Origin of the sequence: Faecalibacterium sp. An122 (assembly GCF_002160895.1) — a bacterium.
Taxonomy (GTDB): domain Bacteria; phylum Bacillota; class Clostridia; order Oscillospirales; family Ruminococcaceae; genus Faecalibacterium.
Window position 1 is genome coordinate 1 of record NZ_NFLL01000005.1, and the last position, 25,485, is coordinate 25,485.

Here is a 25,485-nt window from a genome sequence, read left to right on the forward strand (position 1 = left end):
GCGGGGCGGCCTGGGAGGGGGAGGACGTGGTGGTCAGCGGCCCGCCCTCCTGCTGTCGGATGCCTCTGGCCGAGACCGCCCGGATGCGGGCGTCGGTGCTGTTTGCAGCGCCCCTGCTGGCCCGGCTGGGCCGGGTGGAGACGGCTCTGCCCGGCGGCTGCCGGATCGGAGCCCGGCCGGTGGATTGGCACCTGGCCGCCATGGAACAGATGGGGGCCCAGATTACCCAGGCGGGGGACCGGCTGGTGCTGACCGCTCCCTGGGGGCTGCGGGGAACCGAAATCTGTCTGCCGGGGCCCAGCGTGGGGGCCACCGAGACGGTGCTGCTGGCGGGATGCACCGCCCGGGGCGAGACCATCCTGCACGGCGCGGCCAGAGAACCGGAAATTTGTGATTTGGCGCAGTTTTTGAACCGGTGCGGCGGAAAAGTCCAGGGAGCCGGCACCGACGAAATCCACATTCAGGGGGTGGGGGCGCTCCATGGGGTGACCTACCGCCCCATGCCCGACCGGATCTGTGCTTCCACCCTGGCCTGCGCCGTGGCGGCGGCCCGGGGCTGGATCACCATTGCAGGGTGCAGCCCCTCCCTCTATGGGCCGGTGCTGGATGTGCTGGAGCAGGCAGGCTGCACCGTCAGCCGCACCGCCGGCAGCGCCACGGTGGGCCGGATGGGCAGCCTGCAGGGAGCCGGCCGCCTGGTCACCGGGGGATACCCGGCCCTGGCCACCGACGCCGCGCCCCTGGTGGCGGCGGCCCTGCTCTTTGGGGAGGGAACCACCGTCCTGGAGGACCGGGTGTTTGAGGCCCGTTTCGGCTGCGCCGAGGGCTTTGCGGCCATGGGGGCCCAGGTGAAGGTGGAGGGCCGGACGCTGCAGATTCGGGGCGGGCGGCCCCTCCGGGGAGCGGCGGTCACCGCCTGCGATCTGCGGGGCGGGGCGGCCCTGGTGGTGGCGGCTCTGGGGGCGCAGGGCAAAACCAGGATCGCCGGGTGCGAATATATCGCCCGGGGTTATGCCTCTCTGGGGGAAATGCTGACCGGTTTGGGGGCACGAATTGAGTAGGAAATACGGATGTGAAGAAACAAATTCCAAAAAAGCGCCTTGAAAAGAAAAAAACAACTTGCAATCAAGGCCAAAAGATGATAGGATAAACTTGTGTAACTCACGAGAGTTTTATCTGTGCGGCTGGGGACAACAGGACCAGGGCTTGGCGGCACGGTGACCATATTGCCTGACGGAGGAACAAAACTATGGCTTTGATGCTTGACGAAGAATTGGACGAAAACGTTACCACGATTAAAGTGGTAGGCGTGGGCGGCGGCGGCGGCAACGCCGTGAACCGGATGGTGGCCGACGGTCTGCAGGGCGTGGAGTTCATCGCGCTCAACACCGACCAGCAGGCCCTGACCAAGAACCATGCCACGGTGAAGGTGCAGCTGGGCTCCAAGCTGACCAAGGGCCGTGGTGCGGGTGCAGATCCCGAGGTGGGCCAGCGCGCCGCCGAGGAGAGCAAGGATGAGATCGCCAATGTGCTCAAGGGGGCACAGATGGTGTTTATCACCGCCGGCATGGGCGGCGGCACCGGCACCGGTGCAGCCCCCGTGGTGGCTGAGGTTGCCCATGACCTGGGCATCCTGACGGTGGGCATTGTCACCAAGCCCTTTGCCTTTGAGGGCAAGCGGAAGATGGGCCTGGCCGAGCAGGGCATCGCCAATCTGCTGATGCACGTGGACAGCCTGATCGTCATCCCCAACGAGCGCCTGAAGATGATCAGCCAGGAGAAGATCACCCTGATGAACGCCTTCCAGGCCGCCGACAATGTGCTGCGCCAGGGCGTCGAGTCCATCTCGGCCCTGATCAACGTGCCCGCCTTCATTAACCTGGACTTCGCGGACGTCCGTTCCATCATGAAGGACGCCGGCTACGCCCACATGGGCACCGGCAGCGCCAAGGGCGCCGGCAAGGCAGAGAATGCCGCCAAGGCCGCCGTCAGCAGCCCGCTGCTGGAGACCAGCATCGCAGGCGCCCACGGCGTCATCATCAACATCACTTCCAGCCCCGACATCGGCCTGGAGGACATCGAGACGGCCGCAGGCCTCATCACCCAGAGCGCACACCCCGACGCCAACATCATTTGGGGTACTGCGTTTGATGAGAACCTGTCGGATGAGATGCGGATCACCGTGGTGGCCACCGGCTTTGAAAACCGGACCGGCGATGCTCTGCGCTCGGCTCTGGACAGCGCCAGCGCCGGCTCTGCTGCGTCCAGCGCGGCGGCTTCTTCTTCCACCACCAGCGGCGCTGTCTTCAACGCCGACGGCACGGCTCCCGGCTCTGCCAAGCCCGCCCCCGCTGTGGAGGAGGAGAACACCGATAACCGGTACTACGATGAGCTGCTGGCCATCCTGAACAAGCGCAAGTAAACACATCGGACAACGACACGTAAAGGGAAGCGGCTATGACGGAGGAGATGCTTCGGCTTTTGGCGGTGCAGAACCGCGAGAAGGAGAATCTTCTTTTGTGCATTGACCGCGCCTGGGGAATTTGTGCCCGGCAGGCCCGCCAGGCCCGCCGCAGGCTGCGCCGTTTGGAGGGGGTGCTGGCTTTGACGACCGAAGAGATCAAACTACAGCCGGACGCATCCGTGCCGGCGGCGGAAGAACCCAGACCGGGCGAGACCCAGCTGGAGGCCCTGAGCCGCCGGCTGGCAGCCGCCCAGCAGGAGATCCGGCAGTACGAGACCAAGCTCTTTGCCTGTGACCGGGCGATCCTGGCCCTGAAAAAGGAAAACGCCGAGCTGACCGCCCTGTGCAACAAGGCGCGGGAGCTGGGCTTTGTCCCGGAGGAAGAGGAGAATACCGGCCCCTTCTGGCCCGACGGCCTGGGCCCGGCCCCCAGCGAGGAGCGCCCTGCGGCAGAGGAGGAGCCGGCCGAACCGGCGGCCTTCGATGAGCCGGAGGACGAGCCCGCCTGGCTTGCGTCGCCCATGGAACTGCTGGAGCCTCCCGAGCCCCGCAAGGCCCCGGTGATGCTTCCCCCCGAGCCGGAGGAAGAACCCCGGGAGGCGGCGGCCCCTGCGGCCGAGCAGCCGCCGGTCCGCAGGCGCGGCCCGCTGGACGACATGACCTCTCAGGTTCTGGGCCAGCTGGATCTGCTGATGCAGAAGGAGCATATCCCTCTCAAGCAGTCCGCCTATCTGCGGGGAAAGATGGATTGACCCCGCCCCATTCGAACCCCAAAGCCCTGCCGGACCCCGGCGGGGCTTTTCTTTTGCGCCGATACCCGGACCCAAAACCGGAAAAACCCCATTTCCGCCCCGAAACAGGGGAAGAAATGGGGTTTTGTGCTGTGTTGGGAGAGTTGCGGGCGAACCGTCCGCCGCCCCGGCCAAAGCGTCACCGGACGCTGCTGGTGCGGTGCTCCATCAGGTAGGTGGCCGTCAGGTCGGCGATGTGGAGCTTGATGGCCAGGGGGTAGCGGTCGTAGGCCTCCGAGATGGCAAAGCTGCCGCCCCGGGCCGAGTCGTCAAAGCCGCCCATGTGCCAGCGGATGGCCACCGCCTCCTCGGTCTTGAGCCGCATGAACCGCTCGATGAGAAAGACGCTCTTTTCGCCGTGGCCGTAGGGGAACTGGTCCTCCACCGTGTAGTAAGGGACCTTTTCCCACTGGCCGGTGGCGTCGTTCTTGACGTTGCGGGAGGAGACTTTGTAGTAGTTGGCCTTGCACAGGTCGTGGAGCAGGGCGCAGATGGCAAAGCTCTCCTCGCTCTCGCCCTCCTGGAAAAAGCTGTCGTGAAGGGCGTGGTAGACGTTGAGGCTGTGCATGCACAGGCCCCCTTCACAGGCGCCGTGGAACCGGGTGGAGGCCGGGCAGGTGAAAAAGTCGGTGTTGTTGTCCATCCAGTCCAGCAGGCGCTCGGCCCCCGGCCGGGTCACGTGCTGGCGGAAGAGGGACAGGAATTCTTCCCGCTGGGTCATGTTATTCCTCCGGCAGCTCGGGCTCGTCGGGGACGGTGATCTCCTCCATATCCTCCAGGATGCCCTTCAGGATGCCCATTTCCTCGGCGCTGAGGGAAATGCCCTTGCCCATCCGGGTGCCGTCCGGGGACCAGTCCCGGATGTCGTATTTGGGCTCGCCGTCGTTCCAGCTGATGAGGTTGAGCTGGCGCTCCCAGCCCCGGGGCCGCTGGGACAGGACTGCGATCTTCTGGATGATGTCGTACTTGATTTCTGCCATTTTGCCATTACCTGCTTTCTTTCAAATGGTGTTCGTACTAACCATAATAAAGGAAGCGGGCCCGGATTGCAACGGGTTACGCAAAAATTTTTCAGGTGGGTCAGCCGTAGGGGGCTTCCTGCCGCCAGCAGACCAGGTCCCGGACGGTGTCCTCGTTCTCCAGGGTGGGGATGGGGGAGTCAGGCTCCCGCCCGCCGGAGCCATAGGTGGCCATCACGCCGGGGGTGTCCCCCGCCAGAAAGCCGGCGGCGTTTTTCTGGCGGCAGGGGGCGGGGGTGCCGTCGGTGGTGGGGACCCGGCCCTGGGGCGCGCAGGAAGGGGAAGGATGGGGCGTCTGGGTGGCGGGCGGCGGCACCGGGATGGCAGGTTCCCGGGGCTGGGCCGGGGGCGTCACAGCAGGGGCGTCCCCTTCCTGATGGGATTGTTTTGCAAAATAAACCATAAAGCTACACCTCCGCTGCCAGTGTGCCCGGCCCGGCGGGGGATTATGTGCTCCAACAAAAAGGGCCCGCAGGCCGTGAGAGGTCTGCGGGCCGGGACCGGCTTAGTTGTACAGTTTGGTCCAGGTGGCGCGTCCGATGACGCCGTCGGCGGTCAGGCCGCTGGCTTTCTGGAAGCTGACCACTGCGGAATAGGTCTTGCTGCCAAAGTTGCCGTCGGCGGTGAGGCTGGCGCCCTTGGCGTTCAGCCGCCGCTGAGCGCTTTTGACGGTGGCGCCCTTCTGGCCGCTCTTCATGTTGATGCCGGGATACTGCTCCTGGCCGCCGTGGATGGCGGCGTATTTGTCGTACAGGGCGTTCCAGGTCTGCTGGCCCACCTTGCCGTCGACGGTCAGGTTGTTCATGGCCTGAAACTGTTTGACGGCGTTGGCGGTCGAGGAGCCGAAGGCGCCGTCCACCGTCAGGACAGGATACTGGGTGCAGTTGCCCCGCACCCCGTTGAGCCAGATCTGGATCAGAGCAACATCGGGGCCGTTGGAGCCGGTCTGAGACAGAGAATAATATGCGGGTTTAGCCATTGTGTGATTCCACCTCCTGTCCCAGTGTATGCGGCGGGATGGAGATGTGCTACATCAAAGTGACCAGGGTTTTGTCCCGGCGGTCGGCGGTGAGCTGCTGCCACAGCTCCACCACCCGCAGCCGGAGGATGTAGTCCCCGCAGATCAGGTCATTTTCGGCGGGGTCGTCGTAACTGCCGCAGGCGGTGGTGCACAGGCCGGGGTAGAGGACGCACCACCAGTTCCGGCCGTAGCTGTCCGGCGCGCCGATGTCCACCCGCACTGCATCGTAGCGGCCAGCGGGCAGGGAGAAGCCGCCGTAATGGGTGGTGTCAAAGTACATGTTCACCAGGCTCACCCGGACGGCCCGGGCGGCGCCCAGCCGGGCCAGGGTCTGCTGGGCGGTCCACTGGATGTCCACCAGATGCCGGGCCGCCAGAGTGCGGGCCTCGGCGGCGGTGGAGGCGTCCTGGTAGAGACGTTGGGTCAGCTCCAGCAGGGCGTCCCGGACCGCCAGCTTGCAGGTCTGGTCCAGAACCGAATCGCTGTCCGCCCGGACATGGAGCCGGATGGTGTCAGCCCGGAGGGCCTCGCCGGTCTGCTGCTGGGCGTCCCACCAGCCGGCGGCCCAGGCCAGAAACAGCCCGCCCAGCAGGGCCAGGCATAGGGTCAGCATCTGGGTGCGGGTAAGTACGTTTTGGGAGGAATACATAAGGCGGCAGGCCCCTTTCCGGTGGATTTGCCGGAAGTATGGGCCTGCCGCCCCTGCTTTATGCCAGCAGAAAGGCGGCGCAGGAAAAATTTTCCTGTGCCGCCCGGGTGTGTATTGTGTTCAGCGGGTGACCTTGACCACCCGTGCCCCGCCCCGGTCGGGGCGAAGGACATAGACCTGGCGGCCGGGAGCCTCCAGAGCCGCGGCGGCCTGACGGGCGGTTTCCTCGGCGTCAAAGATGCCAAAGACCGCCGCGCCGCTGCCGGTCATCAGGGCAGCCCGGGCGCCGTGGTCGGTGAGAGCTTCCTTGAGGGAGGCGGTGTCCGCTCCGCCGGCGCAGACTTCCAAAGCGTTGCCGGCGGCGTCACAGATCCCGCCCAGATCCCCGGCCCGGATGGCCTCCTCCTGGGCGGCGCAGTCGGGATGGGTGGGGGAACCGATCTCGTCGTAGGCCGCGAAGGCAGCCGGGGTCGAGATGCCGTAGCCCGGCATCACCACCGTAAACCAGCAGTCGGGGCAGGGAGGCAGGGCCTTGATGAGGTCCCCCAGACCCTGAACCCGGCAGGTGCCGCCCATCAGGGCAAAGGGGACGTCGGCCCCCACCGAGGCCCCCAGGGCGCACAGTTCGGTCATGGACAGATGGGCGCCATAGAGGGCATTGAGGCCCACCAGAACGGCGGCGGCATCGGCGGAGCCGCCCGCCATGCCGGCCCGCACCGGGACGGTCTTGCGGATGGTGATGTCAGCCCCGGCCAGCAGGCCGGTGTAGTGGAAAAAGGCCAGAGCGGCCTTGTAGGCGGTGTTTTTGGGCCCGGTGGGAATCCGGGTGCCGGGGACCCGCAGGACCAGGTCCTCGCTGCGCCGGAGGGTCACCTGCTCGTACAGGTTGACCGCCTGCATGACCATATCCAGGGCGTGGTAGCCGCCCGGCAGGATGCCCACCACGTCCAGGGAGAGATTCAGCTTGGCCGGAGCCAGGACGCTGACGCTCTGAAGGGGTGCTGCCATGGGTGTTCCTCCTTACTTGGCCCGTTCCTGCAAAAAGGCGGCGATGCGGCGCAGAGCCTCCCGCAGATGGTCCACCGAATAGGCATAGGACACCCGGCAGAAGCCCTCGCCCGACGCGCCGAAGGCGTCGCCCGGCACCAGAGCCACATGTTTTTCCTGCAGCAGGGTGGTGCAGAATTCCTGGCTGGTCATGCCGGTGGACTGGATGCAGGGGAAGGTGTAGAACGCGCCCTGGGGCTCAAAGCAGGTCAGACCCAGATCGTTGAAGCCCTTGACCACCAGGCGGCGGCGCATGTTGTACTCCTCGCGCATCCGCTCGATCTCGTTGTCGCACTCCCGCAGAGCCACGATGGCGGCGTACTGACTGGTGGTGGGGGCGCTCATGATGGCGCTCTGATGAATCTTGGTCATGACCTTGATGATGGGCTCGGGGCCGCAGGCATAGCCCAGGCGCCAGCCGGTCATGGCGTAGCTCTTGGAGAAGCCGTTGACCACGATGGTCCGCTCCCGCATCCCCGGCAGGGAGGCGATGGACACGTGGCGGGGGCCATAGGTCAGCTCGGCGTAAATCTCATCCGACAGGACGATGATGTCGGTGCCCTGCAGCACCTCGGCCACCGCTTCCAGGTCCTCCCGGCTCATGACTGCGCCGGTGGGGTTGTTGGGGAAGGGCATGATCAGCAGCTTGGTTTTGGGGGTGATGGCCTGGCGCAGGGCCTCGGCGTTCAGGCGGAACTGGTCCTCCCGACGGCAGGGCAGATGCACCGGCACGCCCCCCGACAGGGTGGTGATGGGGTCATAGCAGACAAAGCAGGGCTCGGGGATGATGACCTCGTCCCCCGGGGAGATGAGGGTCCGGATGCACATGTCGATGGCCTCGCTGCCGCCCACCGTCACCAGAATTTCCCGCATGGGGTCATAGCGCAGGTCCATCCGCCGCTCCAGATAGCGGGAAATCTCGATCCGCAGCTCCTTCAGGCCGGCGTTGGAGGTGTACTTGGTGTGGCCCATCTCCAGGGATTCGATGCCGGCCTCCCGGATGGCCCAGGGGGTCTTGAAGTCGGGCTCGCCGACGCCCAGGCTGATGCACTCGGGCATCTCGGCGGCCAGGTCGAAAAATTTGCGGATGCCGGACGGACGCATGGCCGCCGCAGCAGGCGCAATCAGCTTATCGTAGTCCATCACAGCACGCACTCTCTTTCGTCGATCTCTTCCAGCTGGTAGAGCTTGCCCTCCCGCTTGTAGATGCGGAGGACAAAATGGGTGGCGGTGGACAGCACGTCGTCCAGGGGGGACAGGCGCTTGGCCACAAACAGGGCCACCTCCTGGAAGGTCTTGCCCCGGATCACCAGCTGCAGGTCGTAGCCGCCGCTCATCAGCAGCACGCTCTCCACCTCGTCGAAGGAGGCGATGGTGGTGGCAATCTCATCGAAGCCGCGGCTCTTCTTGGGGGAGACGTGGAGCTCGATGACGGCTTCCACCAGGTCAACCCCGACTTTTTCCCAGTCCACCAGGGTCTTGTAGCCCTTGATATAGCCCTTGGCGGCGGCTTCGTCCATCAGGGCGGCAACCTCGTCCACCGGTTTGTCCAGCATGGCCGCAATGTCCTCCAGGGGGAGGCGGGCGTTGTTTTCCAGTAATTTCAAAAGCTGTTCCATATCCTTACACTCCTTCTCTTTAACAGAATAAAACAAGTATAGCACACCCCCGGCCGGATTGCACCTGCTTTTTGGGTGGTTTGGGGGCGTGAAAGGGGCGGTTCGCCTTTTTTTCTAAAAGGAGTGTTCAAAATTCGTCAAATCTGCTATACTAAATACGTTGAGGGGCCGCCCGGCCCCGCCATTTGCCTGCAAGTGAGAAGAGGGACGGAATATGAAAGCGTTTATTACTGTCGTCGGCAAAGACACCGTAGGCGTTGTCGCCCGTGTATCCAGCCTGTGCAGCGAGCTGGGCATCAACATCGAGGACATCACCCAGAGCATTCTGCAGGGTATGTTCGCCATGATTATGCTGGTGGATCTGGGCGGTTGCAATGTGAGCCATGAGGAGCTGCGCCGCCGCATCGACGCCCTGGCCGGTGAGATGGATATGCAGATCACCCTGACCCGGCAGGAAGTCTTTGACGCCATGCACACCATCTGACGGGAGGGGAGTACATCAAATGAGTATGTTCAACACGGGGGATATCCTCGAAACCATTGAGATGTTCACCCAGGAGAACCTGGACGTCCGCACCGTGACCATGGGCATCAGCCTGCTGGACTGCATCGACCCCGACCCGGCCCGGGCCTGTGAGAAGATCTACCGCAAGATCACCACCCGCGCCGCCAAGCTGGTGTCCACGGTGGATGCCATCTCGGAGGAGTACGGCATTCCCATCATCAACAAGCGGATCAGCGTCACCCCCATCGCCATGCTGCTGGGTGCCTGCCCCGACGCCGACCCGGTGGACTTTGCCAAGACCCTGGACGCCGCCGGCAAGGCCGTGGGCGTCAACTTTGTGGGCGGCTACACCGCTCTGGTGCACAAGGGCTTCTCGGCCGGCGACAAGCGGCTGATTGAGTCCATTCCCCGGGCCCTGGCCCAGACCGACATTGTGTGCAGCTCGGTGAACATCGGCGCCACCAAGGCCGGCCTGAACATGGACGCCGTCAAGCTGATGGGCCAGGCCGTCCGCAAGACCGCCGAACTGACCGCCGACCGCCAGTGCATCGGTGCCGCCAAGCTGGTGGTCTTCTGCAACGCGCCCGAGGACAACCCCTTTATGGCCGGCGCCTTCCACGGCGCAGGCGAGCCCGACTGTGAGATTCACGTGGGCGTTTCGGGCCCCGGCGCCGTCCGCGCCGCCCTGGCCCGCCTGCCCAAGGACGCCCCCATCGATGAGGTGGCCAACCTGGTCAAGCGCACCGCCTTCAAGATCACCCGTGTGGGCCAGCTGGTGGCCAACCTGGTCTCCCGTGAGCTGGGCGTCCCCGCCGGCATCATCGACCTGTCCCTGGCCCCCACCCCCGCCATCGGCGACAGCGTGGCCAACATTCTGGAGGAGATGGGCCTGGAGACCTGCGGCTGCTGCGGCACCACCGCCTGCCTGGCCCTGCTGAACGATGCCGTCAAGAAGGGCGGCGTCATGGCCTCCAACCACGTGGGCGGCCTGTCGGGCGCCTTCATCCCGGTCAGCGAGGACGCCGGCATGATCCATGCCGCCGAGACCGGCTGCCTGACCATCGAGAAGCTGGAAGCCATGACCGCGGTCTGCAGCGTGGGCATTGATATGGTCATCATCCCCGGCGACACCCCCGCCTCGGTCATCAGCGGCCTGATCGCCGACGAGGCCGCCATCGGCATGGTCAACTCCAAGACCACCGCCGTCCGCGTCATCCCCGCCATCGGCCGCAAGGCCGGCGAGGTGCTGGACTTCGGCGGGCTGCTGGGCTATGGCCCCATCATGCCCATCAACCAGAAGGACCCCTCGGTGTTCATCAACCGTGGCGGCCGCCTGCCCGCCCCCATGCAGTCCCTGAAAAACTAAACGGAGCCGGGCTTTCGGCCCCGTCTGTGCATAAAACCCCCTTCCCCCGGGCAAGATACCGGCAGGAAGGGGGGCTTTTTGTGCAGACCTTTTATAAAATCTGTTTGTGTCTGATGATCGTCGGCGGCATCAACTGGGGTCTGATCGGACTGTTCCAGTTCGACCTGGTCGGCTGGCTGCTGGGCGGCAGCACCTCGCTGTGGTCCCGCATCGTGTTCACGGTGGTGGGTGCAGCCGCCCTGTGCGGCATCCCGGGCCTGTTCAGCAACATGGCAGAAGAATAACACAGAAAAAGGGCCTGCTCCCGCAAAGACGGGGCAGGCCCTTTTGGCTCAGACAGGGTTACAGCAGGGGGATGCCGGCCTTGGCGCAGGCTTCCCGGGTGTGGGCGTCCCAGACGGTGGCCTGGACTTCGCCGATGTGGGCGCTGCCCAGCAGCAGCATGCACAGCCGGCTCTGACCGATGCCGCCGCCAATGGTGTAGGGCAGCTCGCCGGCCAGCAGGGCCTTGTGGAAGGGCAGGGTGCGGCGGTCGTCGCAGCCGGCCTCGGTGAGCTGGCGGTCCAGGCTCTCGGGGCTGACGCGGATGCCCATGCTGCTCAGCTCATAGCTGCACTCCAGCGGGTCGTTCCAGAACAGCAGGTCGCCGTTCAGGTCCCAGTCGTCGTAGTCGGGGGCCCGGCCGTCGTGGGGCTTGCCGCTGCGCAGCTTGCGGCCGATCTGCATCAGGAAGGTGGTGCCGTGCTCCTTGACAAAGGCGTTTTCCCGCTCTTTGGGGGTCAGGTCAGGGTACAGGTCCTCCAGCTCCTGGCTGGTGATGAAGGTCACGTTGGGATTGTGGAGGGGCAGCTCCTGCAGCTGGGGGAACATGGCGTGGAGGTTCATCTCGGTGGCGCACACCGCCGACACGATGGCCCGCACCACGTTCTTCAGGTAGTCCAGGTTCCGGTCCTCCTCACGGATCACCTTCTCCCAGTCCCACTGGTCCACATAGACCGAGTGGAGGTTGTCCAGCTCTTCGTCCCGGCGGATGGCGTTCATGTCGCAGTACAGGCCCTTGCCCACATGGAAATCGTAGTCCTTCAGGGCTTTGCGCTTCCACTTGGCCAGGGACTGGACCACCTCGGCGGTGACGCCGGTGTCCTTCATGTCAAAGGATACCTTCCGCTCCACGCCGTTCAGGTCGTCGTTGAGGCCGGTGGACGCCTCCACAAACAGAGGGGCCGACACACGGCGGAGGTTCAGGGTGGCACACAGGGTATCGGCAAACAGCCGCTTGACGGTGCCGATGGCCATTTGGGTGTCGTAGAGGTTGAGGGCGGGCTTGTAGCCCGCAGGCAGGATGATGTTGCTCATAATACTTTCCCCTTTTCACACAGAGCACGCCGCGCACCGGCGCGCCATGGATATTACAAATTATCGCACAAGAAGGGACGATTGTAAAGGGGCAGGGTTGCAACAAAGGCCGCGCGGCGGTATAATGAAGGCAACACATTTTGTGCAACGAAAAAAGGAGAGAGCTGCCATGCAGATTTTTAATACCCTCACCAGGCAAAAGGAAGAGTTTATCCCCCAGGAGCCTGGGGTCTACCGCATTTATGTCTGCGGCCCCACCGTCTACAATTACATCCACATCGGCAACGCCCGGCCTCTGATCGTCTTTGACACCCTGCGCCGCTACCTGGAGTACCGGGGCAACAAGGTGCTGTATGTGTCCAACATCACCGACATCGACGACAAGCTGATTACCCGCGCCAAAGAGGAGGGCACCTCCATGCAGGAGGTGGCCCAGCGCTTTGAGGCCGAGTACAAGAAGGATGCCGCCGGCCTGAACTGCCTGCCTCCCACCGTCCAGCCCCGTGCCACCGAGCACGTCCAGCAGATTCTGGACATCGTGGCCGACCTGATCGCCAGCGGCCACGCCTATGTGGCCCGCAACGGGGACGTCTATTTCCGGGTCCGCAGCGACGAGGGCTACGGCAAGCTGAGCCACCTGAATCTGGACGACCTGGAGAGCGGCAACCGCGCCCTGCGCAGCCAGATGGACGACGACCTGAAGGAAGATCCCGCCGACTTCGCCGTCTGGAAGGCCGCCAAGCCCGGCGAGCCCGCATGGGACAGCCCCTACGGCCCCGGCCGTCCCGGCTGGCACATTGAGTGCAGCGCCATGAGCCGCACCCACCTGGGCAAGACCATCGACCTCCACTGCGGCGGCCAGGACCTGATTTTCCCCCACCACGAGAACGAGATCGCCCAGAGCGAGTGCGCCAACGGCTGCACCTTTGCCCGCTACTGGATGCACAACGGCTTCATCAACGTGGACAATCAGAAGATGTCCAAGAGCCTGCACAACTTCTTCACGGTGCGGGATGTGGCCAACATCTACGGCTATGAGCCCATCCGCTACTTCATGCTGACCGCCGGCTACCGGATGCCCCTGAACTACACCGTGGACCTGATCGAGAGCTGCAAGAACAGCCTGGAGCGGCTGTACACCTGCCGGGAGAATCTGGACTTCGTGCTGAGCCAAGGCAGCTTCGGCGCCGACGAGACCCTGAAGGAAAAGGCTGCCGCCGCCCGCCAGAAGTTCTGCACCGCCATGGACGACGACCTGAACACCCCCGATGCGCTGGCCGCCCTGTTCGACCTGGTGAAGGAGATCAACACCCTGTCGGCTTCCTCCACCAAGGAGGCCCTGGAGACCGCCGCCGCCGCCTTTGACGAGCTGGCCGGGGTGCTGGGCCTGCTGTACAACCGGAAGAAGGACGAGGTCCCCGCCGACGTGATGGAGCTGGTGGAAAAGCGGGCAGCCGCCAAGAAGGCCAAGGACTGGGCCACCGCCGACGCCCTGCGGGCCGAGATCACCGCCAAGGGCTGGGCCGTCAAGGACACCGCCCAGGGTCCCCAGCTGAGCCGGATCTAAAACTTCCCAAAATAGGGAAAGCAAGGGCAGTATAATCCCGTCATTGACCGAAACTGCGCTTTGCTGTAAAATAAAAGCGGGGCATGCCCCTATATCACCTGCTTTTTGTAAGGAGGGACATTATGCTGAGAAAACGGATCGCCGCACTGGCGCTTGCAGCCGTCATGGCCTGTACAGCGACTGTGCCGGCCCTGGCGGCGGCTTCCAACACCGAACAGCCCGCCGTCCAGGCCCTGAAGGAAGACAACGCACTGGTTGCCATCCGCATTGAGGCCACAGACAACGCTGTCTATGGTTCGCCCATCAATGTGACTATCCGCGCCACCCCCGAGGATACGCAGTACATCGCTGTGGTCCTGGGCATCAGCGGCGAGGCAAAGGGCTTTGTCACCCTGCTTATGCCCGAGAAGGTCCGCATCCTGCTCGAGCTGATCCCCCTGCCGTCCTCCATGTCGGCAGACCCCGCCAACACCAAGAACTTCAACCTCTACCGCTACCTGAAACAGCTGATTGACGGCAACGACGTCAGCGTCCTGATCCGGGTGGCCGAGGAGCTGACCTCCCTGATGGCTGTGCTGCAGTACTATGTACCGGCGCTGCAGGACGTGGTCTCGGGTATGAACGGCGCGCTGGAACTGATCCGCCGCTACCTGCCCGAGGACCTGGTCACCCACATCTATGTGGATGAGCAGCCTGTGGACTCCGGCAACTATGTGGCCGGCGCAGTCACCCTGAACAAGGGCGACGTCAACACCGGCGGCCTGGCCCTCTTCAAGGTGGCCCGCAAGAGTGAGGGCGTCCGGCAGTACTGGACCCAGCAGACTCCCGCCACTATGACCGTTGCGGAGGCACAGAACTTCAACTTCGCCGCGGTAGTGGAAGTGGACGGCGCCGTCCTGGAAAACCCCAAGGTCTCTTATACCTATAAGAAGAAGGGCGGTTTCCTGGGCCTGGGCAGCACGACCACCACCGAGCCTCCCACCGAGCCGGGCGAATACGTCCAGACCGCTGTGGTGGAGGGCAACTACAAGGCGGCCAACATCAGCCGCAGCTTCACCATCACCGGCTGATCCCCGCACCAGCGCATGACCCAAAAAGACCCCGCCGACCGGACAAGCCCGGCCCGGCGGGGTCTTTCTTTGCGCCGTCCGCGCCCCCGGACAAAACGAAAGCCCCGCCGCAGAGGAACTTCCCTGCGGCGGGGCTGTTTACGTGCTTTTCAGTTCAGGAAGAAATCAGCCCTTGCCGGCGCAGCCGAACAGCTCGATCTTCTCCTTGCACTTGTCGATGATGGCCTGAGAGCCGGGAGCCAGCAGCTTGCGGGGGTCGAAGCCCTTGCCCTGCTGATCCTTGCCAGCCTCGATATACTTGCGGGTAGCCTCAGCGAAGACCAGCTGGCACTCGGTGTTGATGTTGATCTTGCAGACGCCCAGGCTGATGGCCTTTGCGATCATCTCGTCGGGGATGCCGGTGCCGCCGTGCAGGACCAGGGGGATGTTGTTGGTGGCCTTGTGGATGCGGTCCAGAGCCTCAAAGTCCAGGCCCTTCCAGTTGGCGGGGTAGACGCCGTGGATGTTGCCGATGCCGGCAGCCAGGAAGTCGACGCCCAGCTCGGTGATGCGGGCGCACTCAGCGGGGTCAGCGATCTCGCCGGTGCCCACGACGCCGTCCTCGACGCCGCCGATGGAACCCACCTCAGCCTCGATGGACATGCCGTGAGCGTGAGCCAGAGCCACCAGCTCCTTGGTCTTCTCCACGTTCTCCTCGATGGGGTAGTGGCTGCCGTCGAACATGATGGACGAGAAGCCGGCCTCAACGCAGGCCTTGCAGCCCTCGTAGCTGCCGTGGTCCAGGTGCAGAGCCACGGGAACAGTGATGTTCATGGACTCCACCATGGCCTTGACCATGGCAGCGACGGTCTTGAAGCCAGTCATGTACTTGCCGGCGCCCTCGGACACACCCAGGATGACGGGGCTCTTGGTCTCCTCGCAGGCAGTCAGGACTGCCTTGGTCCACTCCAGGTTGTTGATGTTAAACTGGGGAACGCCATAGTGGCCGTCCCGAGCCTTCAGAAGCATTTCAGTTGCATTTACCAGCATTGTTCTTACCTCCAGCATCTATTTTCCTATGAAAAAAACATAGACTCAGCTTGTCCGCCGTCCTGGCGGACCCCTGCTTCTCCAGTATAACCGAAACAGAAGCCAAAATCAATCACAAGCCCGGTTTTTATGTGTTTTTTTTGTCAAACCTGTGGTGCGGGCCCAGGCGAAGATATACTGCTGGGCGATGCCGGCATAGCCGCCGGTTTTCCGGTTCAGATAGGCGGCGGGGTCCTTGACCCGGGCGGTGAACAGGGTCTGGTCCGCCCGGCGAATCCACACGTCGATGGGGTAGGCCTCCCAGCGCCCCAGTCCGTACAGCAAAACGCAGTCGGCCACCTTGGGCCCCACGCCGCGGACCTCCATCAGTTTGGCTTTGGCCTCGGCCAGAGGCAGGGCCCGCAGCTGGGCCTCGGTCAGGTCCCCGGCGGCCACCCGGCGGGCGGCGTCCAGAATGTAGCCGCTGCGCCATCCGGCCCGCAGAAAGGCCAGATCTTCCTCGGCCAGCGGAGCCAGACGCTGGGCGGTGGGAAAGGCGTACCGCTCCCCGCTGTCGTCCAGCGGTTCCCCCAGACCCCGGCAGAGCCGGTCCACAATCCCCTTGATCCGGGGGATGTTGTTGTTCTGGCTGATTAAAAAGGTAATCAGCGTCTCAAAAAAGGGCTGCCGCAGCACCCGGATGCCCGGGGCGCAGTCGATGCAGCCGGCCAGCCCCGGGTGGGCGGCTCGCATCTGTTCCAGCAGCCGGGGATAGTCCAGGTCCAGCGCGAAATACCCGGCCCAGAATTCCGGCTCGGCGGCGGGGTCGGGCCCGGCCAGGCCGGTGATTTCCAGCCGGTCCCCGGCGGTTTCCCGGACCTGCACCGCCCGGCCCTCCACAATGCCGGTCCAGCTGCCGTCGGGCTGGGGCTGCCAGCGGAAACACTGCCCGCAGTCCAGGGTCTGGGCCAGGGAAAGGCCCTGTGCGTTCCATTCCAAATGGGTGTCCTCCTTTGGTGCGACCAACGCCCCCGGCGCCGGTTTTGCACCGCCCGGGTGGAAAAGGGCGGCGGGGCAGGGGGCGGAATTTTTCACAGTCTTTTCAACAGTATATCACATTCGTCAAAGGGATGTCGGCATTTTCTGCAAAGCGGGCCAAATTTCGGGCTCGAAAATAGTCAGCTTTCCATCTTGAAAAATACAAATCGTAACCCACAGCCGCGGGGGCTTTCCGGTGGAATGGTTGAAAAGTTGGTTGAAAGGGTTGAATTCCACACCGGAAAGGGGCTTTGAGGCTAAAGTTTTTCACTTTTTCCACCGTGTTTTCAACTTGTGGAAAAATCAGGACCCATTTACAACTCGTATATGGGCCCGAATGTTGAAAACTTTTGCCTTTCTGGCGGCCTGCGGTATGGGTGCAGGGCCGCCGGCCCATACTCCCTGAAAAAGGAAGAAACCTCCGGTTTTGCCCGTCCGCACCCGGCGGGAAAATCAGGGCCCGGGGGCCGGGCGGGCGTTTCTTAACATCGCAGATACACCTCCACGCTGTCTCATTCTGACCCAAAGCGCATCTGCCGCGTTGCAGTTGCTTGCATTCCACCTAGGAGTGCGGCGCTCCTGCGCCTTGCAGCTGTATCTTTGGGGCGAAGGATCCAGCATGTTTGCATTCTCAGATACACCCTAGCAATACCGCGCGGCTTATGTTATACTTTATCATAGATTATCATTTTGCCGCGGCTTTTGGCCCATGCGGCAGATACAGGAGGACATATCATGCAAGAAAACAGACCGCGCAGCCTCCGCCCGGGCAGCAGGGCTGACAAGACCCAGCAGGGTCAGGAGTCGCAGCCGAACGAGCGCCTGGTCTATGGGAAAAATCCGGTGGCCGAGCTGCTCAAGAGCGGCGCCGGTGTGGACACCGTCATGCTGGCCGAGGGGATGGCCCCGGCCGTTGCATCCTATTACACCGCCCTGGCCAAAGAGGCCGGCGCCACCATTAAGCGGGTGCACCCCAACAAACTCCGGCTGCTGACCGGCACCGAGAGCCACCAGGGTGTGGCGGCCTTTGCCAGCGAGATCGCCTATGTGGAGGTGGAAGAAATGCTGGAGGCCGCCCGCAGCAAGGGCGAGCCCCCCTTCCTGGTCATCAGCGACGGGATGGAGGACCCCCACAACCTGGGCGCGGTGATGCGCTCGGCGCTGCTGTGCGGGGCCCATGGCATCATCATTCCCAAGCGGGGCGGCGCGTCGGTGACCCCTACCGTCATCAAGGCCAGCGCCGGCGCCGCCGAGCGGCTGCCGGTGGCCCGGGTGGTCAACATCAGCGAGACCATCCGCCGCCTGAAAGAGGAAGGCGTCTTTGTCTACTGCGCCGATATGGACGGCGTGTCCCTGCGCAAAAACAACCTGACCGGGCCCATCGCCCTGGTGCTGGGCAGTGAAGGCAGCGGGGTGTCGCAGCTGGTGAAAAAGCGGTGCGACGGGGTGCTGCGGCTGGACATGGCCGCCGCCAACACCGGCGTGGACAGCTATAACGTTTCGGTGGCAGCCGGGATCATTCTGTACGAGATTCAGACCCAGCGCGCCGGCGCGGTGAAATAACCGAGGGCCAGACAGCCCCCGGATGGGAGGGACAAGGATGCCAAAGGATTCCGAACGCCGGGAGATGACCCGGCAGGAGATGGAACAGAAGGAAAAAGAAAAGTTCAACACGTTTTTCACCACCAGCGTGGCCCAGGTGCCGGAGGAGATGATCAACCCCACCCGGACCGCCAGCCAGCCCGACCGCAAACACGGCCTGCTGGCCCGGTTCTTCGGCAAAAAGGAGAAAGCCGGCGGCCTGTCCCCGGAGAATGAGCCCGAGGAAGAGCTGTTCTGGGCCGAGACACCCATTGCTCCCGCCCCCACCGGTGAGATCATGCTGGACAGCTCGGCCCCCGCCAAAGAACCGCCGGTGGTCACCCCCTCTCTGGAGGAATTGACCCTGGAACTGGAGGGCGCGGACGAGAAGCCGGTCCGGGCTCCGGAAGCCCCCCGCCCGGCCTCCAAGGCCGAACCCGCCCGCACACCGGTCCAGGCAGCACCCGCTGTCAAACCGGCCGTCTCTGCCCCCGAGGAAAAGCGGGAGGAAGCCGGTTCCGCCGCCGCCAAACTGGCCGCCGAACTGGAAAAGCCCCCGCTCTCGGCGGCCGCACGGGCCGAGGCCCGGCGGGCAGCCGCCCGGCCGGCCGCTTCGGCAGCACCGCAGACCACCGTCCGGGCCGCTGCTCCGGCTCAGCCGGTCAAGGCAGCGCCGGTGGTGAAAGCCGCCGCCCAGGTCAAACCGGCGGCCAAGCCGGTGCAGACGGCCGTCTCCGCCGCCCCGGCCCAGAGTCCGGCCCCCGAGGCTGCTCCCAAAGCCGCCGCCAAACCCGCTGCAGCTGCGGCCCAGCCGGAACCCGTTTCCGCCCCGCCCAGCAGTGAGCGGGAAAAACTCCAGTGGATTCTGGACGGCGGCAAGGGGATTCCCACATCCCGGAAAAAGAAGGTCGTCCAGCCGGAGGAGGACAAGGAGATCACCCAGCAGGTGGGCGGCTTCCACTTCTTCGGCGTAGGGGAGGATGAAGCGCCCCGGGGCGATGCCTTTGGCCAGGGCATGGAGGATACCATGAGCCTGGAACTCCACGAGGACAGCGAAGAACCTGCCTCCGCCGGAGAGCAGGCCTCCGCCCCCGAGCAAGCCGTCAAGGCAAAGGGCCGCCGCAAGGGCAAAAAGGCCCGGGTTGAGGCAGCTCCTGCAGAGCACGCCGCAGCCCATACCGCCCCGGAACACGCCGCCGAGACCTCCGCCCAGGAGGAACCCGCTTCGGAGCCGGCCGCCGAGGCCGAGCTGCCCCAGACCGGCGAGGAGGCGGCCCAGGCTCTGGACCAGACCGTGGCCGCCATGAATCTGCGCTGTGCCCTCAGCGGCATTCTGGCCGCCGCCCTGATCTGGGCCGGGTTTATTTACGAGGGCTTCCTGCCCGGGATGGCAGGCCTCAGCCCCGACACCGCCCCGGCGGCCTTTATGGGCGCCAACCTGCTGCTGTTGGCGGCAGTGCTGGCAGTGTCCCGCAACACCATGCGGGATGGCCTGCTGGGCCTGGTGAAAGCCCCCTCCTATGACACCATGCCGGCGCTGGCCGGCGCGGCGGCATTGCTCCAGTCTCTGGTGGCTCTGCTGAATCCCGCCGCCTACCAGGGCACCACCCTGACCCTCATGAGTGGCGCGGCCGCTCTGGCCCTGTTCCTGAACAACCTGGGCAGCCGCCTGCTGGCGGTGTCGGTGCGGGATGGCTATAAGGTAGCCACCAGCGGGGTGGCCCACGAGGGCGCCTACCGGGTGCAGGACAAGGAACTGATCCACAGTCTGGACCCGGTCCAGGAAGCAAGGGATCCCTGGATTCTCCTCAGCCGCCCCGTGGAAGGGGACGGCTCCTTCCTGGCCCAGAGCTTCGGCCCCCACACCGGGGAAAAGAAAATCCAGACCTTCTCCCGCGTCCTGCTGGGATGCGCTGCGGTGGGCGGCGTCTATATGCTGCTGACCGGCAAGGGGATCAACGGTGGGGCAGCGGCCATCGCCTCCATCCTCTGCCTGGGCGCGCCTTTGTCCTCCACCCTGATTGCGGGCCTGACCGCCCTGCGGACCGAACGGACCGCCGGCGCCGTGGGCGCGGTGATTCCGGGCTGGGCCGGCGTGGAAGAGCTGAACGGCATCGACACCGTCCAGGTGGACGCCGGGGAACTGTTCACCCCCGAGAGCGCTCAGCTGGAGGATATCCGCATCTTCAAGGGCGGCCGCATCGACCGGGCTATCCTGTATACCGCCAGCGTCCTGAACCAGGGCTGCAATACCCTCAGCCAGCTGTTCCGCCACATCATCGCCGACCGCACCGACATCCTGCCTCCGGTGAAGGATCTGGAACGCCACATCGGTCTGGGCTTCTCGGCCTGGTGCGAAAACAACCGCATCCTCATCGGCACCCGTGCCTATATGGAACAGGAAGGGATTGCCCTGCCTGAGGTCAGCTACGAGGCCCAGCATTCCCGGGACGGCGAGCTGCAGATTTTGTATCTGGCGGTGTCGGGCAATATGTACGCCATGTTTGTGCTGCGGTATATCGGCGGCAAGCACGCCGCCCGCTGCCTGTCCATTCTGCAGAAGGAGAACATCCGGGTGCTGGTCACCTGCCAGGACCCCTCCCTGACGGCGGATAAGATTGCGGCGGCCTACCACCTGCCCGAGGGCCTGATTACGGTGCTGGACGAGACCCAGAGCAGCGCTCTGACCCCGGCCATCAGCCCGGTGAGCGACGCTCCCAGCTGCATGCTGCACCTGAAGGGTTTCACCAGCCTCACCGGCGGCCTGCGGGCCGCCCAGCGGGCCCAGGCGGCGGAATCGGCCGGCGTCATGATCCAGCTGGTCTCGACGGGCTTCTCGGCCCTGATCGGCCTGCTGCTGAGCTATTCCGGCAGCGTGGGCACCCTGTCTCTGCTGGTGGTTCTGATGTATCAGGCCGCTTGGAGCGGCCTGGGAATCGCCGTCGCCGCTATGAAACAGCACAACTGAAACCCTATTGTGAAATAAATGAGAATTATTCTTAAAAACTTCCCAAAACCCTTGAATTCTGAACATCTTTGAAGTATAATAAAGCCACAGCCTGGATGCAGGCAGCGAGTAAATGAACCCAACGCAAACCAAGCGTTCAACAAATCTATCAACGACAAAGGAGAGACAACTTATGGAACTGAAGGGCAGCAAGACCGAGAAAAACCTGATGGAAGCATTTGCCGGCGAGAGCCAGGCCCGCAACAAGTACACCTACTTTGCCAGCCAGGCAAAGAAGGAAGGCTATGTCCAGATGGCCAAGATCTTTGAGGAGACCGCCAACAACGAGAAGGAGCACGCCAAGATCTGGTTCAAGCTGCTGAACGGCGGCGAGATCCCCGATACCGCTACCTGCCTGAAGATGGCAGCCGGCGGCGAGCACGACGAGTGGACCGAGATGTACCCCCGCATGGCTCAGGAGGCCAAGGAGGAGGGCTTCAACCAGATCGCTGCCCTGTTCACCATGGTGGCCGGCATCGAGAAGGAGCACGAGGAGCGCTACCTGGCTCTGGCCGAGAACCTGGCCAACAATCAGGTCTTCGCTCGTGAGGAGCAGCAGGTTTGGCAGTGCTCCAACTGCGGCTACACCTATATCGGCAAGTCCGCTCCTCTGAAGTGCCCCGTCTGCGCACATCCCCAGGCTTACTTTGAGCTGAAGGTCAAGAACTACTAATTCCTGACCCCCAGGGGCAAAACAAAACCAAATAAAAACTCCCCGGTGCTGCAAAGCATCGGGGAGTTTTTTGCTGTGCGGCGGCGGTCAAAACCGCCGGCCCGGCGCCGGACGCCGGAGCCTTCGGAGGCAAGCAGGGACCTGGCCGGGACGGGCGCAGAGCGCCGGATGGACCAAAGCGGCCAGGCCGGTGCGGAAAGTTACAGATCCAGTTTGCCTTCCACCTTGTTGACCACATAGTAGGCGGCGCCGTCCTCGGGCTTGATATAAATCTTGCAGGACTGGACACCCACCTTGTGGGTCAGACGGTAGTCGGCCTTGGCCCGCTCCACAATATCGGTCACGTTGTACTGGTGACCGCCCGTTTCGATATAGATCTCGGGAGAAAGAGGCGGGCGGCCCCGGCGCGGGGTCGATTTTGCGGATTTCTGGGTTTTGCGCTTGGGCTCAGAAGCCGGAGCATCTTGCGCCGGAACTTCGGGCAGGGGCGTATCGACGGATGCGGCAGCTTTCTTTGCGGACATTTCCATCCACCTTTCTTTCGTTTTTTTATGGGGAACCGCCGCAGCACCCGGGCTGCGGGGCAGAAACACGGACTATTTATATAATATAAAGTTGTGCTTCATTTGTAAAGTCTTTTTTGAAAAAAGATGCCCCGCAGCGCCCAGAAATAACCCTATAAATACCTGGCTGTGAAAAAGATCCTGTGCTGCCTGCTTTTGCCATTTCCGCCCCATAAACCATCGCCCGGCTGCCGCCGGCGGAAAACTGCTTTCGGGGCACAAACAAAATCCCCGATCTGTGTTTTACGGCGCGGTCAAAAGCCGGGCCGCCGGGGGAAACCCGGCCGTTCCGCGGCCCCCGGCCCGGAGCCGGAACAGGAGACAAATGACGCCGCCACGACGCAGACACCCGGCCGCATGGGCGGGACGCCCGGCGCAAAATCCGGGGCGAGAAACTTTCCGCTTGATTTTGACCTCCAAATACGCTATAATAACGTAGAAGATAAGCCGGTGTGTCGGAATGGCAGACGAGGGGGACTCAAAATCCCTTGTGCTAATCACACGTGTGGGTTCGACCCCCACCACCGGCACCAGATACAGGCCCGGAATCCAACGGATTCCGGGCTTTTTGTTTTGTCGGCTGGGTCCGGGCGGTGCGCCCGGGCCCTTTCTTTTTCTCGACGGATGGCGAATTTTACGCATAGCCCCTCGGATTTGGAATAACTGCTTTTTCACTGGGGCGGGGGCTATAAAATGAAAACAGAATACATGGAAACCGGCCCGGCTGCGCTGCAAAACCGGGTGCGGACAGCACCCCGGTGAGAGACGAAACAGTGGCAGACGGGGGCCGGCGCGCATAGTCTGGATAAGAGTACATAGTCTGTAGGGACGGGAAGCCCGCACAAGCGCCTGTCCCCAGAGGAAAGGGAACGGGAAATGGAACAGACGAATGGAATGGTATGGGTGATTGTTCCGGTGTACAATGCGGCGGATACCCTTCCCAGATGCCTGGACAGTCTGCTGCGGCAGACCTATCCCCGGTGGACGGCCTGCCTCATCGACGACGGTTCCACCGACAACAGCATGCAGATCTGCCAGAAATACGCCAGGCTGGACCTGCGGTTTGAGTGTCTGGCCAACCCCGGCCATTTTGGCCCCTCGGCCACCCGCAACCGGGGCCTGGGCCGGGCCCGGGGCACGTATGTGGCGTTTCTGGACAGCGACGACTGGTGGGACTGCGAGTTTCTGGAAGAGATGGTGGTCATGGCCCGGCACTTTCAGGCGGATTTTGTCCAGTGCGGCTGGACCCTGGAGTGGCCCAATGGAAAGAGCCGCCCGGAGGAAAATACCTATCCGGATTTTCGCGTCTTTGACCGGGAGAACTTCTCCGGGCCGCTGACCGAAATGCTGCGGGGCATCTCTATGAACCATGTGGCCCGCAAACTGGTGCGGCGGTCCCTTTTGGAGGGGCTGACCTTCTCCACCAAGCTGGACACGGCGGAAGATCTGGCCATGAGCTTTCAGCTTTTGATGCGGGCCCGGCGGATTGCCTTTGTGCCCGACCCCCTCTATCACTATTACCGCCACGGCGGCGGGCTGACCGGCCGCAGGCTGAGCTTTGGCCAGAAGTGGGCGGCCAACCGGGCGGTGGCCCGGATGATGCAGGCCGCCATCCGGGGAACCGACTTTGACACGGTGCGGTTCCGGTTTCTGATATGGGCCCGCCCCTATCGTCTCCTTGCCTCCAAGGCCGTGCGGCTTTTGCGGGATCAATTCCATCAGAGTAAGGATCGTGTTCTGGAATGAGGAATGATGCGAGGAAATCATGCCGGACCCGCTCTCTGCGGGCCGAACGGAGCAAACGCCTGGGGGCCGACTGCGGGGTGACGGCGCTGGTCTGCGCCGTGCTGGGGGCCTGCTTGGTCCGGGTGGGCTGGATGGGCTGGCTCTGGTATGCCTGTCTGGGGATGGGGCCGGGTCTGACCCTTCTGTTCATGCGGTGGATGGAGGCCTATGACCACTTTACGGCCCGCCTGCGGGAAATCCTGATCTGCGTGGTCCTGTCCAATGTCTATGCCTTTGGGCTGGGCTGCGCGGCGGGGTTCGGACTGTTCCGGTCCCGGATGCTGCTGGCCCTTCAGGGGGCGGGTTTCTGCCTGCAAATGGCGGGAATGCTGCTGTGCAACGGGGGACTGTACCGGCGGTTTCATCATCCCGGCATCTACCGCAATCCATCCCTTCTGGTGGTGGCGGCCCAGGGCTGTGAGGCCCGGCTCCGGCGCTTGAAATACGGGGTGCTGTCCGACTTTGACGCCTGGTATATGGTCATCGGCCAGCCCGGCCAGGAGGGACCGCCGGAGCTGTGGGAACGCCTGGAACGCTCGGACGCCCTTTGCATCTTTGACAACGTGTGGGGCCCGGTCTATGACCGGCTGATGGACTGTGCCATGAAGGCGGGAAAAGAAGTCTATACCATCCCCCGCATGACCGAGACCAACGTCAATCACAGCTGCCTGACCCATTTTGACGATATCCCGGTGCTGTACCGGAACGACTGCCGCCTGTCCCTGGGCCAGCGGTTCTGGAAGCGGACGCTGGACCTGACGGTGGCCCTGGCGGCTCTGGCGGCGGCAGCCCTGCCCATGGCGGTGATTGCCCTGTGGATTCGGCTGGATTCCCCCGGGCCGGTGATTTACCGACAGGAGCGGTATACCCAGGACAAACGGACCTTCCGGATCATGAAATTCCGCACCATGGCGGCGGACGCCGAAAAGCAGACCGGCCCGGTGTTCGCCCGGAAAAACGACCCCCGCGTCACCCGGGCGGGAAAGTTTCTGCGCCGGTTCCGGCTGGATGAACTGCCCCAGATTTTCAATATCCTGAAAGGGGAGATGAGCCTGGTGGGCCCCCGACCCGAGCGCCCCTTTTTCGTCGAGAAGTTTGAAAAGGAGGTTCCCCAGTACGACAGCCGCTTTGCGGTGAAGGCCGGTCTGACCGCCCTCTCCCATGTGTACGGGCGCTACTCCACCTATATCTGCGACCGGACCTATTACGACCTCCGGTACATCGTCAACTACTCTTTCCTGCTGGATATCCGGATTTTGCTGCTGACCAGCAAAACCCTGTTTATCCCCAACGCCGCGGAAGGGGAGGACGAATTCAAAGCCAAACCCATAACCCAGACAGGAAGCAGGTGAATCC

General features: G+C 63.6%; 26 protein-coding genes and 1 tRNA gene. 14 read left to right on the plus strand and 13 right to left on the minus strand.

Annotated elements, in window-relative coordinates:
- The 3 genes from B5E67_RS05090 to B5E67_RS05100 form a co-directional block, all read left to right on the plus strand.
- The coding region (locus tag B5E67_RS05090) for a UDP-N-acetylglucosamine 1-carboxyvinyltransferase (protein WP_143405382.1) at positions 1-1,061 on the plus strand (1,061 nt) is incomplete at its 5' end.
- A 188-nt stretch (positions 1,062-1,249) separates the two neighbouring features.
- Positions 1,250-2,422: a cell division protein FtsZ gene (gene ftsZ / locus B5E67_RS05095; protein ID WP_087383516.1), complete on the plus strand. Its 1,173-nt coding sequence runs from the start codon at positions 1,250-1,252 to the stop codon at positions 2,420-2,422.
- A gap of 35 nt (positions 2,423-2,457) precedes the next feature.
- Positions 2,458-3,216: a hypothetical protein gene (locus B5E67_RS05100; RefSeq protein WP_143405383.1), complete on the plus strand. Its 759-nt coding sequence runs from the start codon at positions 2,458-2,460 to the stop codon at positions 3,214-3,216.
- Between the two features lie 178 nt (positions 3,217-3,394).
- Here the strand turns inward: B5E67_RS05100 and B5E67_RS05105 are convergent, their stop codons facing one another.
- From B5E67_RS05105 to B5E67_RS05140, 8 genes are all read right to left on the minus strand, one after another.
- Positions 3,395-3,976 carry a hydrolase gene (locus B5E67_RS05105; protein WP_087249680.1) on the minus strand — a complete coding sequence of 194 codons (582 nt, stop codon included), beginning with the start codon at positions 3,974-3,976 and terminating at the stop codon, positions 3,395-3,397.
- 1 nt (position 3,977) lies between these two features.
- Positions 3,978-4,235: a PC4/YdbC family ssDNA-binding protein gene (locus B5E67_RS05110; RefSeq protein ID WP_087249678.1), complete on the minus strand. Its 258-nt coding sequence runs from the start codon at positions 4,233-4,235 to the stop codon at positions 3,978-3,980.
- 100 nt (positions 4,236-4,335) lie between these two features.
- A complete protein-coding gene (locus tag B5E67_RS05115; RefSeq protein ID WP_087383518.1) occupies positions 4,336-4,677 on the minus strand; it encodes a hypothetical protein in 342 nt (113 codons plus the stop codon).
- Positions 4,678-4,779: 102 nt separating this feature from the next.
- The gene (locus B5E67_RS05120) at positions 4,780-5,253 is read right to left on the minus strand and encodes a peptidoglycan-binding protein (RefSeq protein WP_087383521.1); all 474 of its coding nucleotides are present in this window, start codon (positions 5,251-5,253) and stop codon (positions 4,780-4,782) included.
- A gap of 49 nt (positions 5,254-5,302) precedes the next feature.
- Positions 5,303-5,944, minus strand: a complete 642-nt coding sequence (locus B5E67_RS05125) for a stage II sporulation protein R (protein ID WP_087383524.1) — start codon at positions 5,942-5,944, stop codon at positions 5,303-5,305.
- A 120-nt stretch (positions 5,945-6,064) separates the two neighbouring features.
- Entirely contained in the window at positions 6,065-6,952 is an 888-nt protein-coding gene (ispE, locus tag B5E67_RS05130) for a 4-(cytidine 5'-diphospho)-2-C-methyl-D-erythritol kinase (RefSeq protein ID WP_087383527.1), read from the minus strand.
- Between the two features lie 12 nt (positions 6,953-6,964).
- A complete protein-coding gene (locus tag B5E67_RS05135) occupies positions 6,965-8,134 on the minus strand; it encodes an aminotransferase class I/II-fold pyridoxal phosphate-dependent enzyme (RefSeq protein ID WP_087383530.1) in 1,170 nt (389 codons plus the stop codon).
- Positions 8,134-8,610, minus strand: coding sequence for an Lrp/AsnC family transcriptional regulator (locus tag B5E67_RS05140; RefSeq protein ID WP_087247742.1), 477 nt, complete (start codon positions 8,608-8,610; stop codon positions 8,134-8,136). Before B5E67_RS05140 ends, B5E67_RS05135 begins: the two co-directional genes overlap by 1 nt.
- A 214-nt stretch (positions 8,611-8,824) precedes the next feature.
- Here B5E67_RS05140 and B5E67_RS05145 point away from each other — a divergent pair, with 214 nt between their 5' ends.
- The 3 genes from B5E67_RS05145 (at position 8,825) to B5E67_RS05155 (ending at position 10,765) form a co-directional block, all read left to right on the plus strand.
- Complete coding sequence (locus B5E67_RS05145) at positions 8,825-9,094, plus strand: ACT domain-containing protein (protein ID WP_087367138.1); 270 nt, start codon at positions 8,825-8,827, stop codon at positions 9,092-9,094.
- A 19-nt stretch (positions 9,095-9,113) separates the two neighbouring features.
- Positions 9,114-10,481 carry a PFL family protein gene (locus tag B5E67_RS05150; protein WP_242956792.1) on the plus strand — a complete coding sequence of 456 codons (1,368 nt, stop codon included), beginning with the start codon at positions 9,114-9,116 and terminating at the stop codon, positions 10,479-10,481.
- Positions 10,482-10,561: 80 nt separating this feature from the next.
- Positions 10,562-10,765, plus strand: coding sequence for a DUF378 domain-containing protein (locus B5E67_RS05155; protein WP_087247736.1), 204 nt, complete (start codon positions 10,562-10,564; stop codon positions 10,763-10,765).
- A gap of 58 nt (positions 10,766-10,823) precedes the next feature.
- On the opposite strand, the gene asnA is transcribed toward B5E67_RS05155, so the two are convergent.
- A complete protein-coding gene (gene asnA, locus B5E67_RS05160; RefSeq protein WP_087367141.1) occupies positions 10,824-11,837 on the minus strand; it encodes an aspartate--ammonia ligase in 1,014 nt (337 codons plus the stop codon).
- Positions 11,838-12,006: 169 nt separating this feature from the next.
- Between asnA and cysS the strand changes: the two genes are divergently transcribed.
- Both cysS and B5E67_RS05170 read left to right on the plus strand, forming a co-directional pair.
- Positions 12,007-13,404 (plus strand): cysteine--tRNA ligase, encoded by a 1,398-nt coding sequence (gene cysS, locus B5E67_RS05165; protein ID WP_087247732.1) that lies wholly within the window; start codon positions 12,007-12,009, stop codon positions 13,402-13,404.
- 122 nt (positions 13,405-13,526) lie between these two features.
- A complete protein-coding gene (locus tag B5E67_RS05170; protein ID WP_087383533.1) occupies positions 13,527-14,474 on the plus strand; it encodes a hypothetical protein in 948 nt (315 codons plus the stop codon).
- Positions 14,475-14,639: 165 nt separating this feature from the next.
- Here the strand turns inward: B5E67_RS05170 and fba are convergent, their stop codons facing one another.
- Together fba and B5E67_RS05180 are read right to left on the minus strand one after the other, a co-directional pair.
- On the minus strand, positions 14,640-15,503 hold the full coding sequence (fba, locus tag B5E67_RS05175; RefSeq protein WP_087247726.1) for a class II fructose-1,6-bisphosphate aldolase: 864 nt from the start codon (positions 15,501-15,503) through the stop codon (positions 14,640-14,642).
- 108 nt (positions 15,504-15,611) lie between these two features.
- Positions 15,612-16,481, minus strand: a complete 870-nt coding sequence (locus B5E67_RS05180) for a DNA glycosylase (RefSeq protein WP_242956794.1) — start codon at positions 16,479-16,481, stop codon at positions 15,612-15,614.
- A 774-nt stretch (positions 16,482-17,255) separates the two neighbouring features.
- On the opposite strand from B5E67_RS05180, the gene rlmB reads away from it, so the two are divergent.
- The 3 genes from rlmB to rbr all read left to right on the plus strand — a co-directional run bounded on the left by rlmB (position 17,256) and on the right by rbr (position 21,781).
- Positions 17,256-18,083 (plus strand): 23S rRNA (guanosine(2251)-2'-O)-methyltransferase RlmB, encoded by an 828-nt coding sequence (gene rlmB, locus B5E67_RS05185; RefSeq protein ID WP_087247722.1) that lies wholly within the window; start codon positions 17,256-17,258, stop codon positions 18,081-18,083.
- Between the two features lie 37 nt (positions 18,084-18,120).
- Positions 18,121-21,069 carry a hypothetical protein gene (locus B5E67_RS05190; RefSeq protein WP_087383537.1) on the plus strand — a complete coding sequence of 983 codons (2,949 nt, stop codon included), beginning with the start codon at positions 18,121-18,123 and terminating at the stop codon, positions 21,067-21,069.
- Between the two features lie 172 nt (positions 21,070-21,241).
- On the plus strand, positions 21,242-21,781 hold the full coding sequence (rbr, locus tag B5E67_RS05195; RefSeq protein ID WP_087247718.1) for a rubrerythrin: 540 nt from the start codon (positions 21,242-21,244) through the stop codon (positions 21,779-21,781).
- A gap of 200 nt (positions 21,782-21,981) precedes the next feature.
- Here rbr and B5E67_RS05200 read toward each other — a convergent pair whose 3' ends face one another.
- Positions 21,982-22,374, minus strand: coding sequence for a DUF6465 family protein (locus B5E67_RS05200; RefSeq protein WP_275539311.1), 393 nt, complete (start codon positions 22,372-22,374; stop codon positions 21,982-21,984).
- A 7-nt stretch (positions 22,375-22,381) separates the two neighbouring features.
- Complete coding sequence (locus B5E67_RS15405) at positions 22,382-22,564, minus strand: hypothetical protein (protein ID WP_143405384.1); 183 nt, start codon at positions 22,562-22,564, stop codon at positions 22,382-22,384.
- A 226-nt stretch (positions 22,565-22,790) separates the two neighbouring features.
- Between B5E67_RS15405 and B5E67_RS05205 the strand changes: the two genes are divergently transcribed.
- From B5E67_RS05205 to B5E67_RS05215, 3 genes are all read left to right on the plus strand, one after another.
- A tRNA-Leu gene (locus B5E67_RS05205) sits at positions 22,791-22,877 on the plus strand.
- Positions 22,878-23,220: 343 nt separating this feature from the next.
- Positions 23,221-24,090: a glycosyltransferase family 2 protein gene (locus tag B5E67_RS05210; RefSeq protein ID WP_087383540.1), complete on the plus strand. Its 870-nt coding sequence runs from the start codon at positions 23,221-23,223 to the stop codon at positions 24,088-24,090.
- The gene (locus B5E67_RS05215) at positions 24,087-25,481 is read left to right on the plus strand and encodes a sugar transferase (RefSeq protein WP_087383544.1); all 1,395 of its coding nucleotides are present in this window, start codon (positions 24,087-24,089) and stop codon (positions 25,479-25,481) included. The genes B5E67_RS05210 and B5E67_RS05215 overlap by 4 nt, the downstream gene beginning before the upstream one ends.
- The last annotated feature ends 4 nt before the right edge of the window (positions 25,482-25,485 follow it).